Raw genomic sequence first — 18,078 nt, 5'->3', positions numbered from 1 at the left:
TTCTGTAAGCAGAGCCTGTTTTTTATTGTCTTCTTAAGGAAGTCTTCAATGCACTAGCTTTTAATTTTCTCTTAAAAAACTTGGAGGTGAATGACCATAGCAAAGGATATGATGGTAAACGACGGCATTCGTGCACGTGAGTTACGTTTGATCGGACATGATGGGGAACAATTAGGTGTCAAAACAAAAGTAGAAGCACTGAAGATTGCTGAAACAGCGAATTTGGACTTAGTACTTGTAGCACCTACAGCGAAACCACCTGTTGCGCGAATTATGGATTATGGAAAATTCCGTTTTGAAACGCAAAAGAAAGAGCGCGAAGCTCGTAAAAAACAAAAAGTGATCAACGTAAAAGAAGTTCGTTTAAGTCCTACTATTGATGTGAATGACTTTAATACAAAACTTCGTAATGCACGTAAGTTCTTAGAAAAAGGGGACAAAGTGAAAGCTTCGATCCGGTTCAAAGGTCGTGCCATTACCCATAAAGAAATTGGTCAGAAGGTTCTTGATCGCTTGGCAGAAGAAACTGCGGATATCGCAACAGTTGAACAAAAAGCGAAAATGGATGGACGCAGCATGTTTCTAACGCTGGCACCGAAAAACGACAAGTAAATTGAGAAAACTGAGCTCGATAATTAGTCGATGTTAAAGAGAGTCATATAAACATTATATTTTAAGATAGGTTTATCAGGCTTCAGGATGACATACTGGATGTACTTGTTCAGTTGAACGAAAGATTTTGAGGAGGAAAATTAGTCATGCCAAAACAAAAAACACACCGCGGATCAGCAAAACGTTTCAAACGTACTGGTAAAGGCGGTTTAAAGAGATTCCGTGCATTTACAAGTCACCGTTTCCACGGCAAAACTAAAAAGCAACGCCGTCAATTGCGTAAAGCAAGCATGGTATCAGCTGGCGATTTCAAACGTATTCGCCAACAATTAGCAAGAATGAAATAAGAAAGCTGAGCTAAATTGCTAAGCTAGATAGTTTTGAAAAGCCCGAAAGGATTCTTTCAAAAAAATAACAGAAATTCAAAGAAATGATAGATATTTAGGAGGAATTAACCATGGCACGTGTTAAAGGTGGAACAGTAACCCGTAAACGTCGTAAAAAGATTCTTAAGTTAGCAAAAGGCTATTATGGATCAAAACATATTTTATTTAAAACAGCAAAAGAACAAGTAATGAATTCATATTACTATGCATTCAGAGATCGCCGTCAAAAGAAACGTGATTTCCGTAAATTATGGATTGCTCGTATTAACGCAGCAGCTCGTATGAATGGTTTAAGCTATTCTAAATTAATGCACGGTTTGAAATTGGCAGAAATCGATATCAACCGCAAAATGTTAGCTGACTTAGCTGTTCATGATGCATCAGCATTTACAACATTAGCTGACCAAGCAAAAGAAGCTTTAGCTAAATAATTAAACTAACGTTGTTCTAACAACGTTTTAACCCACTCTATTGAGTGGGTATTTTTTTATCTAGATTTTATTTATAGTTAACAAAAGTAGCGGCAGTTACGTATTTTAATTATGGGTTGCCTTTTGGATCAGATAGCGTTACTACCCCGTCTGGTGTACCCTTGTAAAAATAACAGTTCCTGAGCCTCCTTGTTTTAAGATGTATTTACTTTGTCTCTAGAAGAGATAGTCGTTTTTGATTCTTTTTAGAAGAGTGAAACTGAGATTATCGTTAGTTTCAAAACCTTGAGTATCAAGTGTTTTCTGCGGCGTTTTTTCTTTAGTGTCAATAACAATTATAGTAGTCTCTTAGGAGGTCTGTTGGTTGAGGATTTCTGGAGTAGTTGAACTTTTGGTGCTGGTTGAAAGGGGTGGTGATGATAACTCGCTTGGTATGTATCTTTCATTACTAGTTGATTTTGCAGTGGTTAAAGAGTTATTTTTTGAGCCACTACTTACCAAGAAAAGTCTCAAAATAAAGCAAGTTAGTATCATTTTTTTCAAAAAAATTTCCCTCCATTTTTGATTTTACAAATTATAACACACACATATATATGTTGATTTAAAAATATTGAATGCTCCTATTTAAAATTTAATATCTCTAAAAAATGTTAGAAAATAAAGGTTGACTGAGATACTGAAAGAGTTTAAGATGTTGGCTGAATATACTTTACAGGAAAAGTGAGGAATCAAAATGAAATATGAAAAAATTGTTCCAACAGGAAATTATCCATGTAAGATATTTACTTTTTATACGAAATCTCCAGATCGTTTAATTCCCTCTCATTGGCACGGAAGTGGGGAGCTGCTTTTTTGCATTTCGGGGGAGTTGGAAGTGACTTTTAAGAATACTTGTTATTCTTTAAAAGAAAATGATCTTTTATTTATTAATTCAAACATTGTCCATTCTTCCCGTAGTCCCATTCCAGGGGAGTGTTTAGCCATTCAATTTCCGCTAGAATATTTGGCAGAAGCCACGGAAGGTCAATATGGGAAAGACTTTATCTTTGAGCTGACGCCAAAACAGCAATCAAATGTGTTGAAAGAATTACTTTTATCTATTCGAAAACATTTTTCCAAGTCCTCATTGGCAGAACATCTATTGGTCAAAAGTAATGTTTATAGATTGTTATCAGAGCTTTGTAAAGAGCATCTAATGTCAGTAGCCAACATCAAGGAGATTCAATCGGTTAAATATCTGGAAAAAATGAGGGAAGTAAACGATTATATCCTTCAAAATTATCATAGAGATTTAGGAATTGAAGAAGTCGCTCAAGTTTTTAGCTACAATACTTCCTATTTTTCTAGATTTTACAAAAAGTTTATGGGCATAACATTTACAGAGTATTTACATTCGATTAGATTGGAAGCAGCTTACAAAGAATTGCGTGATACAGATGCTACAATTTTAGATATCGCTTATAATAGTGGTTTTTCAACGGTAAAGTCATTTTATAATGTGTTCAAAAAAAATTATGAGCTATCTCCACAACAATATCGCCAAAAATATTTTAAAAAGTAATTAAATTTCCGATTTCTTATTGAAAAACGAACTGATTTGTAATCGGTTTCAAAATATAATAAGAGTATCAAAGAATATTTCAGGAGGAATTGGAATGAAAGAGAAAATTACAGCTTTTTTTAACAAGGTAAGCCCTTGGTTTGATAAACTGGGTACGAATCCCTATTTACAGACAATTTCAGGTGCGATGATGTCAACACTCGGACCAGTTTTTATTGGTTCTATTTCAGTTTTATTAATTGTTTTACTGAACTTTATTCCAGGAATGAAAGAGTTGACAGCTTTTACTGAAATTTTAAGTAAAGTCAATCAAATGACGATTGGAAGTTTAGCTATTTATATTACTATTTTAATGGGGTATCATTTGGTTCGAAAATTAGATAACAAGGAGGACCCGGTTTCAGCGGGGGTCATCTCCTTAATGTCATTTCTAATTATTACACCTAGTGGGCAGATGATTGATAAAACAGCAGGAATTCCATTTACTTGGTTGGGTTCTCAAGGGATTTTTTCTGCAATGATAGTTGGTTTGGTAAGTGCTAGTTTGTATTTAAGAATTAAGAAAAAAGGTTGGACGATTAAAATGCCTGCTGGAGTACCGCCAATGGTAACAAGAATGTTTGAAGCATTAATTCCTGCTATTTTAATAGGCATCCTGTTTATCTTCATCAGTTTTCTATTTAACATGACTTCTTTTGGCAGTATGCACCAGTTCGTCTACTCAATCATTCAGCAACCTTTAAAAGGTATTGGTGGTTCAATCGGTGCGATGATTTTTTTAAGTTTGCTACAACAGATTCTATGGTTCTTTGGAATCCATGGAACGAATGTCATTATGCCTTTGGTAACGCCACTTTGGATGGCGATGGATGTTGAAAATTTGAATGCTGTACAAGCGGGACAAGTACCTCCAAACATTGTTGGTTTAGCCTTCTTTAGTATTATGACTTTTGGTGGTTTAGCACTGGGATTAGTTGTTTTAATGTTGCGAGCAAAAAGCAAACAGTTTCGTGAGGTCGGTAAAATTTCGATTTTACCAGCCCTATTTGGAATTACTGAACCAGTTATTTTTGGGATGCCGCTTGTATTGAACTTTAACTTAGCGATTCCGTTTATCACTAATAATACAATTGCTTTAATTCTGGCATATTTTTTAACAAAAATGGGATTGGTAGCTCGTTTTATTGGTGTACAGTCCATCTTTGGTTTACCGGTTGGATTACATGCAGCAGTTGAAGGGAGTCTTTCAGTAATTATCCTACAGCTATTCATTCAATTTATTCTATCGCCACTGTTATGGTATCCATGGTTTAAACATTTAGATAATATAACCTATCAACTAGAGCAAGAAGCAGCAAAATTGGAGGGACAATCATGAAAGAAAAAGAATTAAAAAAGTTAATGAATTCCCTAAGTTGGCCTGAAAAAATTGGACAACTAATTCAACTATCAGGCGATTTTTTTCATAGTGAGGCCTTAGCCGTTGGGCCAAAACAAAAACTTGGGATTACACAGGAGATTGTAGACCGGGTAGGATCAGTTCTTAATGTAACGGGTGCTGAGACAACGAGAGTTATTCAAGAAAAATATTTAGCTAAGAGTCGTCACAAAATACCTTTGTTATTTATGGCCGACATTATCTATGGTTATAGAACCATTTTTCCAATCCCTCTTGGCTTAGGTGCTACTTGGAATCCTGAATTAGTAAAGAAAGCATATAAGGTAACAGCATCGGAGGCTCGTTCAGCAGGTGCACATGTTACCTTTGCTCCAATGGTTGATTTAGTAAGAGATGCTCGTTGGGGGCGGTGTCTTGAATCAACAGGAGAAGATCCAGTTTTGAATGCTGATTTTTCGAAAGCAATGGTTGAGGGATTTCAGCAAGAAAAAGATGGAACGATCGAAGGAATCGCTTCTTGTGTCAAACATTTTGCCGCTTATGGAGCAGGTGAAGCTGGCAAAGAGTATGCAAATGTAGATATGTCTGAACGGCGGTTGCGTCAAGACTATTTAAGTGGTTATAAAGCAGCGGTTGATGCAGGTTGTGAGATGGTGATGACTGCATTTAACACCTACGATGGTATTCCAGCTACAGGAAGCGAGTTTCTTTTAAAAGAAATTTTGCGAGAAGAATGGGGATTTGAAGGGGTAATTATTTCTGATTACGCGGCTATTCAAGAGCTAATCGCTCATGGTGTAGCCAAAAATGATCGTGAAGCGAGCCTGATGGCAATCAATGCGACGACAGATATTGATATGAAAACTAGTTGCTATGCCAAGCAGTTAGAGCCGCTTATAAAAGACCAAGAGATTAATCCTCAACTAGTCAATGAAGCTGTCTGGCGTGTGCTTAAGTTAAAAAATAAATTAGGTTTATTTGAAGATCCTTATAGAGGTGCAACTGTAGAAAATGAAAAACTAATGTTACTAACAGAAAAAAATCGTGAGCTATCACGTCAAGTTGCCTCAGAATCGATTGTTTTACTTCAGAATAAAGATAATATTTTACCATTGGCTCCTAATAAGCAGAAGATTTTATTGGTGGGTCCTTATGGTGATAAACAGGATCTAATTGGGTTGTGGGCGGTTCATGGGAAAACTTCGGATGTAGTGTCTCTTAAGTCCAGTTTAGAAAAAGAGATAGTTGAAGAGCATTTTCATTTTGAGCAAGGCTGTGACATGTTAGAAAACTATGATTTTCTTGGTGAATTTGGTGCAACGAAAGAACAGATAGCATCTATTGCAATGTCTGGTGATGCTAAGAAAGAGTTTCTAAAAAAGGCTTTAGCTGCAGGGGAAAAGGCTGATGTCATTATTTTTGCTATGGGTGAGCATACGATGCAAAGTGGTGAAGCTGGCAGTCGAACAGATATTACATTACCAACGATTCAAAAAGAGTTCATCAAAGAAATGGTTACACTTGGAAAGAAAAATATTTTGATTTCATTTAGTGGGAGACCCCTTGTTTATACAGATGAAATAAAGCAAATGGATGCAATTCTTCAAGCGTGGTTTCCTGGAACTGAAGGGGGCAATGCGCTTGCTGAGATCCTGTTAGGGAAAGTCAATCCATCGGGTCGATTAAGTTTGGGCTTTCCATATCATGTAGGACAGTTGCCGATGTATTATAGCGAGTTTAAAACAGGACGTCCGTTGACTAGTTCGACTCACAAAGGTCGTTTTGTTTCTAAATACCTAGATTGTCCTAATAACCCACTGTTTCCATTCGGTTATGGGTTAAGCTATAGTGAAATAGAGTATTCTGAGTTAGCGTTGAGTACGGATATAATGACTGAAAAATTAACTGTATCTATCACAATAAAAAATACATCCTCTATTCCTTGCTTAGAAACTGTTCAATTATATCTTCAAGATGTAGTTGGTTCAGTTGTTCGACCAGTCAAGGAACTTAAGAAGTATAAAAAAGTTCTATTGGCTGCAAAAGCAGAGCAAACGATTTCTTTCACTCTGACAAAAGAGGATTTATATTATTATACACGTTCAATGGATTTTAATGTGGAATCTGGAGAGTTCCTTGTTTTCGTAGGTCCAAACTCAGAAGAGACACTTGAGAGTAGATTTGAACTAAAGTTGTAATGAATGAGCTAGGATGAAGAGAAGGTATTGATTTACAAAAGTCGCATTCTTCTATTCATACTTAGAAATTGATTTGATTGGTACTTTGTTTGATATGAATGTCCATTTTTTGATTAGGAGCTTTAAGTATAATTTGCAGAATTATACTTAAAGCTTTTTTATTGTCAGTGTTTTGATGGGTGGAAAAATAAATTTAGATTTGAATGATAATTGATGTCATAGTTTTATCAGTCAGTTTTTAACGTCAAAATTTTTCTAAACAATTTTGGTTCAATATTATTTTCTTGCTTAAATGAATAGAGTATAATTAAAAGGTAATATCTAAAGTTTTTGAAAATCAATAAACATAGCTAAAGGAGGGAAAGATGAAAATTCAGTTTGAGACATTTAAAAAGTTTTTGACTTTATTGCTAGATATACTATTAGGTATGTTGGCGTTGTTGTTAATTGTTTTTATGGTTAAGCAATGGGTTGATATTGTTCTATTTGTAAAGCAACCCTTAGCACCAAAAGTTTTTTCATTATTAATTCAGGAGATCACATCCTTTTTCATTCTTTTTGAGTTTGTGATTATGGTAATTCGCTATATTCAAGAAGGGCACCATATTCCCATTCGTTATTTAGTACTAATTTGTATTACTGCAGTTTTGCGCCAGTTGATGGTTATTCATGGAGATGGTATGCAGACGTTGTTGTTGTCATTATCAATTTTTGTATTAGTTTTAGTATTGTTCGTATTAAGTATACAAGGGAATAGTTTCCATTCGATTTCAAAAAAGCATATGAATGAAGAGTCGGAGGAGAATCAGCAATAAAGTAATTATTTTTGATTGATTCGCATAAACAAATTTATTCTTTTTAAAATAATTCAACTTTCTATTTTAGGATAAAAATTCAATTAAGTTGAATTTTTGTAAATTTTATTTTTTGTCTAGGATTAGGTTACTAGAGATAAAAAATTAAAAAAGTTTAGAACAAATATTTTTTGTTTTAAGCTTTTTTTTTATAATTGATCCTTCTATTGGTTTAAAATAATTAAAAAGAAAAAGAAATCAGACTGTTGAAACTAAATTTTGATACAGAAAAACCATATATCCTCTCGTTTTTTATTTTTATAAAATATTTTTTTTATATCATAAAAAAGAATAAAGAGATATTTCGCATTGACTTATTTAACTTTCGTTGGTAGTATAAATGTATAATATTATTATATAAAGCATGTTTTTATGTGTATTTTAGTTCTCATATAACGATATGATTTTTTTTATTTTCATTTTATTTAGGATTTTTTTAGAAGGAGGGAGGGTTTGAAAAAGTTAAATAAAATAATTGTTTTAGCGGTCTTCATTTCTTTTATTCTAAATAGTTGTTTTGCTGTTAAAGCTCAAGCAATATCAGAAGGGCAAACAGAAAAACTTGAGAAAACGGTAACAACATCTTCCAAGGTAAAAGATGAAGCAACTAGCAAAGAAAGTACAATAGAACCAAGTAGTGATTCTTCAGAAAATCCTGAAATAGTAAATTCAGATAAAAACATAGAAGTTCCTGAAACTGTAGAAAGTTCAGATATGACTTCAGAGTCTTCATCAGAAATACATAAGATTGAAAAAAGAGAGTATCTAGCGAGTAAACAAGATTCAGATTCTTATTGGCTGGTAAGCACAGAGGCTCAGTTAAGGACCTATCTTTTAGAAGGCAAGAAACTTTTCCGTTTAACAAATGATATTAATTTGGAAATGGTTTCGTACAAATTATCTAATGGTGTAGTCATTGACGGAAACAGCTTTAAAATTACCTATAATAAAGCAGGAAGTTACCTAGCTGGTTTTTGTTTAGAAGAATCTAATGCGACTGTAACGATTAAGAATACAAAGTTTGGTAATGTTGATGGCTCTGGTGCAACTGGTTATTATGGGATTGTCACCGGCAACTCAGGATTTAGCAACTCAACAATTATTTTTGAGAATGTAATTTATGTTAGTAATAATGGACAGCCTTTGTATAATCCACATGGAAAGTTTCTTTTTCGAGGAGAAAATATATTTGTTCAAATGGGATCTGGAAGCTATGCTCAAGAATGGGCGGAAACAAACTATGTGGAAATACAGAGTGGGACAACAACTGTCTACCATCAGACTACAACGACAGATGGTTTTATTTATTCCTATAGTACAGCAGCAGGAAACCCATATAAGAATAGTTCACAGGTTGTAGTTAAGAAAGAGGCGACGTTTGATGTTCAAACAAATCATACATTTCTTTATAGTTCTGCTAGCTTTGCTCAAAATATCACAGTTGAGGAAAACGGACACTTAAATATCTCACAAACAGAAGCTACTAACTTAGTGAGAAAAAGATTTATTTATCCAGATTTGAATACTTACGCAACTGCAAAATTTAATTTTGACAAAAACTCGAACGTAAGGTTAGATTTACAAGCGCCAATTCAAGTTAAAGCAGCTACGGGATCATTTATAGTCAATCCAAATGCTACGATAAATATGTCTGTAGCATCTGGTCCAACGTTTGATATCACTACAAAAAATAATTTTAAAATCATCATTTATGATCCTAAACTGGCGGATTTTACAGGGACAGGGCAAGGTACTTTTGGATTATTATCTGATAATGCTTCTGTTGATAGTTTAGCTGTATTAACTAGTAATAAGGTAAAAGTAGATAGTTACTTTAATTCCACAACTTGGTTATCTAATTTTGAGACAAAAACGACTATTTTAAATGCTAATGGAACAGTTTATCAAAATATTATGGGTGAGAAACTTACTGATGAGAATTTAAGGCTTTTGGGCCTTTCGAAACGGCTTGTTTTTACAAGTATCAAGATACCCATGATTTTATCAACACAAGTGAATCAGCAAACCGGAAATTCTGCTCAGTTGTCAGTGACTTCGGAAAATTATGGTAGCTCAGCAAAGGAAGTAAAATATCTTTTGTTTACTTCATTAGAAGACACAGGTACGTTGGAAAAAGCGAAACATATTGAAAATGTTACTGATTTTGAAGGAAAAGACACTTCAAACATGTTTACTTATGAGCATACAATCAATGGATTAAACCCTAACACTAAATATTGGTTTCAAGCAATGGTAACGAATCAAAATGGTCGAAGTGAACTTTCTAGTCCGGTTGCTTTTTCCACGAAGCCGATACTTAACGTGTTATATGCAGGAAGTGTAACAACGCATTCCGTTCTTTTATTCGCTATGCTAGACAGTGATACAGGAATTTGGACTGATTTTAGTAATGGTGAAGAGAATCCTATCAAAAATAAGCAGGCTGATTATGGTGGTATTTATACAAATCTATTTTTTGAATATAGTAAAGATAAAAACTTTGCAAATTATCAAACAATAGAACCGGTTTTAGACGGGAATAAGAATGAAATGTTTTACATCGAGTTAACTGGTTTAGATGATAATACTACCTATTATGTAAGGGTTAAAGGAACCGATGTTTCTGGAGAAGAATTTATTTTAAGCGAAACGCCAGTGAAAGAGTTTACGACTCAGCTTGAAGAGGTAATTGATGTGGAAATTCCAATTGAGATGGTTTTTCAAACGAAAAATAAGGATTTAGGAACAAAAGATGCTGGTGAAATTTATTCACAACGTGATGATTATCAGGTGGTGAATAAAGGGACGGTTCCAGTTCAAGTTAGTGTTTCTGATTTTAAAAAGCAAAATGTAGATGCCGAAACAATTGAGCTGACATCGGATTCGGTTAGTTTATTAGGGAAAGATGCGCTAAGCATAAAATTATCAGGTCTTGGTGCAACGACTTTTGAAGCTGATTTGGCGAACGTGGTAAATGAAAATCCTGTCTTGATAGGGAATTTAAATACAACCGATCAAAAGAAGATTCAATTAGATTTTTCAGGGAAATTCTTTAATCCATTACGGACAATGCTTTTACCGAAATATCAAATGACACTTAAATTTGAACCAGTGAAGTAGGAGGAATTTAAAATAGAAACGAAAACAGAAAATAAGAAAAATAGAAAAAAATGGTTACTATTATTGCTACTTGCTTTGATAGCAATTGGCGGAGGAACCTACTATTATTTTTCGCAAAAGGAACCTGTAAGAGTGGTTTCTGGTGACTATTTACCAGATAAAAAAGGTGCCAAGAAAATGACAGATAAAGAAGTCAATGCAGCGGAACAAAAAGAGGTTGATGCTAGTAAGTTTAATATGGTTATTAAGCCAGAAGCACTGTTTCAAAATGGCAATGATACTGGAAAACTATTTATTCAAAATCCTAAAGCCAATGCCTATCCAATCGAAGTCATTATTACACTTGATGAAGAAGGGCAAGAAAAAGTCTATTCTTCAGGAGCCATTCAACCGGGCTATGAAGTCACAGAAGCTAAATTAGATAAAAATTTGACTAAAGGAGAGTATCCAGCCACTGCTACCTTTAATATTTATGATCCTGAAACAAAAGAAAAAAGAGGTCAAGTGCAAGCGAGTATCACAATTATCGTATTAACTTAAAGTAGGTTTTACAGAATAACTGAAAAAATATAGTAGATAAAGGGGAACAAGAATGATGAAAACACACAACAAACTATTTGCAGCAACAATGATTATAGGGTTAGGTTTTACTGGCTTTAGTTCAATTAGTACAGCAGACACATTAGATGGTGTAAAAACTGGAGATATTGAGATCAAAGGAACCATCGGTAAACTAGACAATACCGATCCAACTACTGAAATCCCTGAAGGGTTTGATGATTGGATTAATGTAACATTAGATACAGCAACAGCTTTTCATACAACAACCGCTAGTAAACACAAAGATATTACCTCGGCTACATATAGTGTCGAAAATAACTCTGGGCGTGGAGTAGCAGTCTATGTTGAGAAAATGACAGGAACACCAAAATATGTAAAAGAATTAAGAATAAACCCGCAACCAGTATTTCCAGCAATAAAGAATGAACCGACTTCAGTTGGGATTGTTAATAATGGACAACTATTTATAAAGTCTGCTCCAGAGCTTCCGTGGTTAGTTTTAGCCAATAAAAATTATGAATTAGAAATTGGTAGTGGAGAAAGCTTGGGTAAAAGAGCGGAATTTAATTACTTAGGAGAATCGCAAAACTTACCAACAGATGCCGCAACAAAAGCAACGAATGAGAACTATACACTAACATTAAGGTTCGTTTCTATTCAAGCAAATGGAGAAAAAATTGGTAGATAGTTATACTTAAATATAAGGCAGTGAGGTGGAAATCATGTTCCGAAAGTTATTCAACTATTTCTTACTAGTTGTGCTGTTAACAGGAGGAATAGGTTTTTATCTAAATGATGATGTAGATGTATCTGCAGCTTCTATTCAAATAGAAGGTCGGATTGGTGGGACAGAGGATACTTCTTTCCGAGAATCAGCTAGTTCAGAATCTGTTGAGAAATTGGCAGAACCTCAAGAAGAACGAATTTTTTTGAAAAAATTTCCTGCTACAGGAGAATCTAAAAATTTCCTCTTTTTAGTTGGATTAATCATGCTAAGTTGTGCTTATCTCTTAAATAAAAGGTATCAAACTATTAAAAAGAGCTCTTTATAAAATAGGGCTGATACGTTAAATCGAAATAAGGTCAGAACAAAAAGTGTATTTTTTGTTCTGATTTTTTTGGTTCTATGTCAAATCCTGATGGTAGAACAAAAAACTGAATAAAATCGAAGAGCTTGAAACAAAAAACAGAGAATCTCTGGTTTTGTTTTAAGTTTTTTTGAAAGAAGAAAAACAGCGAGAATGATCTGGGCAACTGGTCGGAAGCGACTTGGCGAACCCTGTGCCAATTCCATTCCTACATCGAGTCAAAGCAGCTGTAAGAACATGGATACACAGCCGCTAATTCCCGATTTGCCCTTATAGCTGCGGAGATATTCGCCTATTTCTCCTGTTAATGCTATGAAAAAATAAGACCTTGAACAATGTAAAGACGTGAACGAAAATGATAGAAATTACGGTAGCCATAAGCAACCCGTTTGATTACCTTAATCTTGTGATTCACCTCTTCTGTAATCCCGTTAGAAAAAGAAAAACAGAAAGCGTTAGTCATTCCTTGTTTATGCTTCATGAAGAAACTCAGTTTCTTTTTGAACCATAAAGGCAATCGGGGATCTAGCGTATCAAGCTCTTCAAAGAAACACTTGTCATTTTGATGAGTAAATGCATATTTGAGAAATTGAACGGTATCGTAAGCAATACGCAAGGTTTGAATTGTGGCTGAGTAATTCATCGACAATACCGTTTGAGTGGACGGTACTGCTTCTGCTCTTGTGGAGAGGAATGCTGAAAGGCCTTCATGGTCTTTATCCACAGTTGATTTAAGGCTCGATTCATCTGTTGGACAATGTGAAAACAATCAGTGATGAGTTGGGCATTTGGAAACACCAACTTGAGTAATTGATCATAAGGAGAGATGTTTAGCTGCTAGTCCAAGTAAAATTCTGTTATTCTTATCCATAGAGGAACAACCTTTCTGATGATTTGTGGTTTTTGTCGATTTCATTTTATCAGTTTGTTGTTCCTTTTTTGTGTTTGAACACTCAAAAAAGTGCTGGTAGGTTTTCCTTTAGGAATTTCCACCAACGCAAAATAGTATAGAACCATTTTTTTTGTCCTTTTATATTGATTATCTGATTTTATTAGAAAAGTTTGTTTTATTATGTTGTTTAATAATTTATATCCATTGAGAATTTTGGACAGAAGCTTTTAGTTCTTTAAGCCAAGCAATGATTTTTCTACATCGAATCACGAGAAAAAACGGCGATAAGTGCATCTATGCAAATGGATTGCTAAGTCACATTCGTTACTTAGAGGGAGTTTTTCAAATTTTTACACTCTTAATTAGGCAACAATGTAGAAGGAACTTTTAGCATGCGGATTGCTTCATGGTAATTTGAGTTTATTTTTGAAGTAGCTTCACTTCTAAAGTGTAGATTTTTTCTTATAAAGATATAATCAAATTCAAATAATGCTACTTTTTATCGATTTTAAATCTATTTTATGATATATATTTCTGATTTTATGAAATAATTTATTGACAATTGATATATTTCTTTGTTAGTATTACAAAGTGTTTTTTTTTAGAACATCAAAATTTGTGAATAAGAAAACTTTGTTAGTTTTTTATTTGTAAATATATGAATGAAGGGAGTGAGTGTTTGAAAAAGTTAAATAGACTTGTTACTTTAGCAACAATTCTTCTTTTTCTCGTTAATTCTAATTCAAGTTTAATTGTAAATGCCTCAGAAAGAATAAATTTTAGTGATAAAATAACAATAACAGAATCTGATTCAACGGAAGAATCAATAGATGAAAGTAGTAATGATTCTGTCAGTGATTCAATAGAAATGTCTGAAATGACTTCTAATACATATGAAACAACAATGAGTTCTGAAACAATCTACGATACGAAGGAGCCTTCATCAAGTTTGATTGAATCAAACGATGATATGCTCAAAACTGAACTAGTAAGAGAAGATGCTTACTGGTTAGTAGATACAGCTACTCAATTAAGAACCTATCTTTCAGAAGGTAAGAAACTCTTTCGATTAACTAAGAATATTGATTTAGCGCAGAGTGGTTTCAAATTGTCTGATGGTGTAGTGATAGATGGAAATGGGTATAAAATTACATATAGCAAAGCCGGGAGTTATAACACTGGTTTTTATTTAGAAGAAAACAATGCGACAGTAACAATTAAGAATGCTGTAATTGGTAATACAGACGGTTCTGGTTCTGTAGGCTATTATGGAATTGTTACGGGGAATTCCACTTATTCTAATATGACGATTATTTACGATGGAATAAGTTATTACAGTGATAGTGGGCAACCTCTATACAATCCTAACGGCGCCATCATTTTGAGGGGAAATAATCAATTTATTCAAACTGGCAGAGGTTTATATGCTCAAGAATGGGCTGAAACGAATTATATAGAAATTGAGTCAGGTCGTACTACAGTTAATCATGATGCTTATTCAATTGATGGGCTAATTTATTCTTATAGCACAAATAGCAACAATCCATACAAAGATACGACCCAAATAGTAGTGCGAAAAGATGCCTCTTTTGATGTTACAACCAATCGAGCGTTTATTTATAGCTCTGCTAGTTTTGATCAAAAGATTACAGTAGAAGAAAATGGTTATTTAAGTGTCAAGCAAACGGATGTCTCGAATGCAACTAGAAAAAGATTTATCTATCCTAATCTGAATAATAATTCAACTGTAACCTTTGATTTTCAAAAAAAATCGTCAGTAAATTTATCATTGCAACTTCCAATTCAAATTAAAGATGCAAAAGGCTCATTTACTGTCAAAGAAAATGCCAAGCTAGACATGACAATTGCTTCTGGGCCGATGTTTGATCTTTCTTCCAATAATCAATTCAATCTAAACCTACTTGATCCAAAAAAAGTTGATTTTAGTGGGACAGCTCAAGGGACTTTAGGGTTATTGGCGAATTCTACTGCTGTTGAAAACGTATCTCTTCTGGCAAGTAATCGTATGAAAGTTGAAAGTTATTCAAATTCAAGTGCAAAGTTGGGAACATTTGATGCGACTGAGGCTCGGTTAAATGCTAATGGGACAGTCTATCGTAATCTTGGAGGGGAGCAACTTTCTTCTACAAATCTAAAGCTTTTAGGCTCGTCTTATCGGCTTGTTTTTGAAAGTATTTTAGTACCGAAAATTTTATCAACAAAAGTTGAGGATCAAACAGACAATTCTGCGAAGTTATCTGTTACTTCCGAAAACTTTGAAAGTCCAGCAAAAGAAGTGAAATACCTTTTATTTAATTCCTTAGAAGATACAGGAACCCTTGAAAAGGCGAAGCATATTGAGAATGTAACAGATTTTAAAGGGTTAGATACGTCTCATGTCTTTACTTATGGGTATCAAGTCAATGGATTAAACCCTAATACAAATTATTGGTATCAGGCAATGGTAACGAATCAAAATGGCCGCAGTTCTTTTTCTACACCAGTAGCATTTTCTACTCTACCTACTTTAGAGCATATTCATGTAAGAGAGATACGCGATCGTTCAGCTACTATTTCTGGAGTGCTTGCAAGTGATACTGGCGTATGGACAGATTTTAGCAATGGAGAAGAAAGCCCGATTCTAAACAATCCCGTAGATTATGGTGGTGTTTATCAAGCTGTAGCAATTGACTATAGTGAAAATAATAAGTTTACAACCTATGAAAGTGTAACACCAACTTCTACTGGGAATAAAAATGAAAAATTTTCTTATGAATTGTCTGGCTTAACTCCAGAAACGACTTACTATGTAAGAGTCCGAGTTACTGGTGTTTCAGGGGAGGAAATTGTCCTAACGGAACTGCCGATAACGCAATTTACGACTGGAATTGAAGAAATCATTGATGTAGAAATCCCAATTGAGATGGCTTTTCAAACGAAAAATAAAGATTTAGAGACTGTAGAAGCGGGTCAGATTTATTCCCAGAGTGATGAGTATCAGGTTGTAAATAAAGGGACTGTTCCGGTGCAAGTAATGGTATCGAACCTAAATAAGAAAAATGAAGATGCAGGTTCAATTCAGTTGGTGTCAGATGACAATGGCCAATTTGGAGAAGATAGTCTTAATCTAAAATTATTTGGGGTTGGAAAAACTAGTTATGAAACGGATTTAACGGAATCTGTAGGGGACAATCCTGTATTAATAGGAGATTTAAATACAACCGATCAAAAGGAATTCCAACTAGATTTTGGAGGGAAATTTTTTAATCCACTAAGTCCAATGTTAACGCCAAAATATCTAATGACACTAAAATTCGAACAAGTGAAATAGGAGGGAATACACATAGAAAATAGAGAAGAGAACAAAAAAAATAAAAAGAAATGGTTACTGTTATTACTTCTTGCTTTAATCGCAATTGGTGCAGGTACATATTTTTACTTTTCACAAAAAGAGCCCGTCAGAGTGGTTTCTGGAGAGTATTTACCAGATAAAAAAGGTGCTAAAAAAATGACCGATAAAGAGGTTCAAGCAGCAGAACAAAAAGAAGTTGATGCCAGTAAATTTAATATGGTCATTAAACCGGAAGCTATATTTCAAAACAGTAAGGCTAAAGGAAAACTATTCATTCAAAATCCGGAAGCGAATGCTTACCCCATTGAGGTTGTGATTACCCTTGATGGAGCAGAAGCAGAGCAGGTCTATTCTTCTGGAGCTATCGAGCCAGGCTATGAAATTACTGAGGCAAAGTTAGAAAAGGCTCTACCTAAAGGCAAATACCCTGCAACTGCAACATTTAATATCTATGATCCTAAAACCAAAGAAAAACGGGGTCAGGTACAAGCCAGCATTACAATTGTAGTGTCAAACTAAAAAAGATTTTACAGTAAAAACTGTTAAAAAATAGTATAAACAAGGGAGAAAAAATTAATGAAAAAATACAACAAATTATTTGTAGCAACGATGGTTATTGGAATAGCAACGACAGGATTGAGTTCAATCGCTCATGCAGAAACTTTCGATGGAATTAATTCCGGTGAAGTTGAAATTAATGGCTCAATTGGAAAGTTAGACAATACCGATCCAGAAACTAATTTACCTGAAGGTTCAGATGACTGGATAAATGTAACCGTTGATACCGCAACAGCTTTCCATACCACGATAGCTAGCAACCATGCTAATATTGAATCAGCCATCTACAACATCACTAATAATTCTGGTCGTGGGGTTGCTGTTTATTTGGATGGCATGAGTGGAACGCCTGTTTATGTCAACCAATTAACAATTAATCCAGATGATAGCAAAAAACCATTGATTACAACACCTGTGTCATTCGATTTAATTTCTGATGGCGAATTTTCAACTAAACTAGCAACTCCTTGGTTGCTTTTAGCTAATAACATGGGCGAGTTGAAGAAAGGTAGTGGACAAGATTTTGGAAATTCAGTCGATTTTAACTACACTGGAAAATCACAAAATTTACCGACAGATGTTGAAACAGTAGCAAAGTCTGAAAATTATAAATTAACATTGAAATTTGCTTCTATTCAAGCTGATGGAAGTACAATCGGTCAATAAACTAGCAACGATTCGACGATAAAACGAGAGGTGAAAAAATGCATCGTAAGTCAAAAAACTTCTTGTTAATCGTGGTGTCAATAATAACAGGAATCTACTTTCAAATAGGACTTTCTGACATTGTTTTTGCCACTTCTTTGACTATTGATGGAAAAATTGGTGGAACTATGGAAACCTCCTCGTCCAGTTTATCTTCATCTGGTTCGAAATCCGATGGAGAGGTAGTGGAGCCAAAAGAAGGCGAGATTTATCTCAGAAAGCTTCCTAGTACAGGAGAACATAAAAATAATTTTCTTTTTTGGGGAATCATTTTAATTTGTCTAGTATGGTTCTATCAAAAGAAAAGCAGAACTTCGTAGGCAAACAAATAAGATGGGATAAACATCTGTGGGAGAATTTT

The 18,078-nt window shown here is 34.3% G+C and carries 16 protein-coding genes and 1 pseudogene; 16 read left to right on the top strand and 1 reads right to left on the bottom strand.

Annotated features, from left to right (window positions below):
* Positions 1 to 90 precede the first annotated feature (90 nt).
* The 12 genes from infC (at position 91) to BCR26_RS05515 (ending at position 12,174) form a co-directional block, all read left to right on the top strand.
* On the top strand, positions 91 to 612 hold the full coding sequence (gene infC, locus BCR26_RS05570; protein ID WP_069697984.1) for a translation initiation factor IF-3: 522 nt from the start codon (positions 91 to 93) through the stop codon (positions 610 to 612).
* Positions 613 to 758: 146 nt separating this feature from the next.
* Positions 759 to 959, top strand: a complete 201-nt coding sequence (rpmI, locus tag BCR26_RS05565; protein WP_069697983.1) for a 50S ribosomal protein L35 — start codon at positions 759 to 761, stop codon at positions 957 to 959.
* A gap of 110 nt (positions 960 to 1,069) precedes the next feature.
* A complete protein-coding gene (rplT, locus tag BCR26_RS05560; RefSeq protein ID WP_069697982.1) occupies positions 1,070 to 1,429 on the top strand; it encodes a 50S ribosomal protein L20 in 360 nt (119 codons plus the stop codon).
* Positions 1,430 to 1,793: 364 nt separating this feature from the next.
* Positions 1,794 to 1,994 carry a hypothetical protein gene (locus BCR26_RS05555; RefSeq protein ID WP_069697981.1) on the top strand — a complete coding sequence of 67 codons (201 nt, stop codon included), beginning with the start codon at positions 1,794 to 1,796 and terminating at the stop codon, positions 1,992 to 1,994.
* Between the two features lie 168 nt (positions 1,995 to 2,162).
* Positions 2,163 to 2,990 (top strand): AraC family transcriptional regulator, encoded by an 828-nt coding sequence (locus tag BCR26_RS05550; protein ID WP_069697980.1) that lies wholly within the window; start codon positions 2,163 to 2,165, stop codon positions 2,988 to 2,990.
* Between the two features lie 94 nt (positions 2,991 to 3,084).
* A complete protein-coding gene (locus BCR26_RS05545; RefSeq protein ID WP_069697979.1) occupies positions 3,085 to 4,368 on the top strand; it encodes a PTS sugar transporter subunit IIC in 1,284 nt (427 codons plus the stop codon).
* Complete coding sequence (gene bglX, locus BCR26_RS05540; RefSeq protein ID WP_069697978.1) at positions 4,365 to 6,587, top strand: beta-glucosidase BglX; 2,223 nt, start codon at positions 4,365 to 4,367, stop codon at positions 6,585 to 6,587. The genes BCR26_RS05545 and bglX overlap by 4 nt, the downstream gene beginning before the upstream one ends.
* 365 nt (positions 6,588 to 6,952) lie before the next feature.
* Positions 6,953 to 7,402, top strand: a complete 450-nt coding sequence (psiE, locus tag BCR26_RS05535; protein WP_069697977.1) for a phosphate-starvation-inducible protein PsiE — start codon at positions 6,953 to 6,955, stop codon at positions 7,400 to 7,402.
* A 492-nt stretch (positions 7,403 to 7,894) separates the two neighbouring features.
* Entirely contained in the window at positions 7,895 to 10,561 is a 2,667-nt protein-coding gene (locus BCR26_RS05530; RefSeq protein ID WP_069697976.1) for a fibronectin type III domain-containing protein, read from the top strand.
* Positions 10,562 to 10,624: 63 nt separating this feature from the next.
* Positions 10,625 to 11,101 (top strand): hypothetical protein, encoded by a 477-nt coding sequence (locus BCR26_RS05525; protein ID WP_245341791.1) that lies wholly within the window; start codon positions 10,625 to 10,627, stop codon positions 11,099 to 11,101.
* 52 nt (positions 11,102 to 11,153) lie between these two features.
* A complete protein-coding gene (locus BCR26_RS05520) occupies positions 11,154 to 11,810 on the top strand; it encodes a hypothetical protein (RefSeq protein WP_245341790.1) in 657 nt (218 codons plus the stop codon).
* A gap of 34 nt (positions 11,811 to 11,844) precedes the next feature.
* The gene (locus tag BCR26_RS05515) at positions 11,845 to 12,174 is read left to right on the top strand and encodes a hypothetical protein (protein ID WP_069697974.1); all 330 of its coding nucleotides are present in this window, start codon (positions 11,845 to 11,847) and stop codon (positions 12,172 to 12,174) included.
* Between the two features lie 346 nt (positions 12,175 to 12,520).
* On the opposite strand, the pseudogene BCR26_RS05510 reads toward BCR26_RS05515, so the two are convergent.
* Positions 12,521 to 13,008 (bottom strand): annotated as a pseudogene (locus BCR26_RS05510) (transposase).
* Between the two features lie 773 nt (positions 13,009 to 13,781).
* Between BCR26_RS05510 and BCR26_RS05505 the strand changes: the two are divergent.
* The 4 genes from BCR26_RS05505 (at position 13,782) to BCR26_RS05490 (ending at position 18,037) form a co-directional block, all read left to right on the top strand.
* Positions 13,782 to 16,433: a fibronectin type III domain-containing protein gene (locus tag BCR26_RS05505; RefSeq protein ID WP_069697973.1), complete on the top strand. Its 2,652-nt coding sequence runs from the start codon at positions 13,782 to 13,784 to the stop codon at positions 16,431 to 16,433.
* Positions 16,434 to 16,565: 132 nt separating this feature from the next.
* Entirely contained in the window at positions 16,566 to 16,973 is a 408-nt protein-coding gene (locus BCR26_RS05500) for a hypothetical protein (RefSeq protein ID WP_338070465.1), read from the top strand.
* A 57-nt stretch (positions 16,974 to 17,030) separates the two neighbouring features.
* Positions 17,031 to 17,678, top strand: a complete 648-nt coding sequence (locus BCR26_RS05495) for a hypothetical protein (RefSeq protein WP_069697971.1) — start codon at positions 17,031 to 17,033, stop codon at positions 17,676 to 17,678.
* A gap of 38 nt (positions 17,679 to 17,716) precedes the next feature.
* On the top strand, positions 17,717 to 18,037 hold the full coding sequence (locus tag BCR26_RS05490; protein WP_069697970.1) for an LPXTG cell wall anchor domain-containing protein: 321 nt from the start codon (positions 17,717 to 17,719) through the stop codon (positions 18,035 to 18,037).
* Positions 18,038 to 18,078: the final 41 nt, after the last annotated feature.

Source organism: Enterococcus rivorum (assembly GCF_001742285.1).
Lineage (GTDB): Bacteria > Bacillota > Bacilli > Lactobacillales > Enterococcaceae > Enterococcus_L > Enterococcus_L rivorum.
The sequence above is the reverse complement of the archived record's forward strand: the minus strand, read 5'-3'. Positions and strand labels throughout refer to the sequence as shown.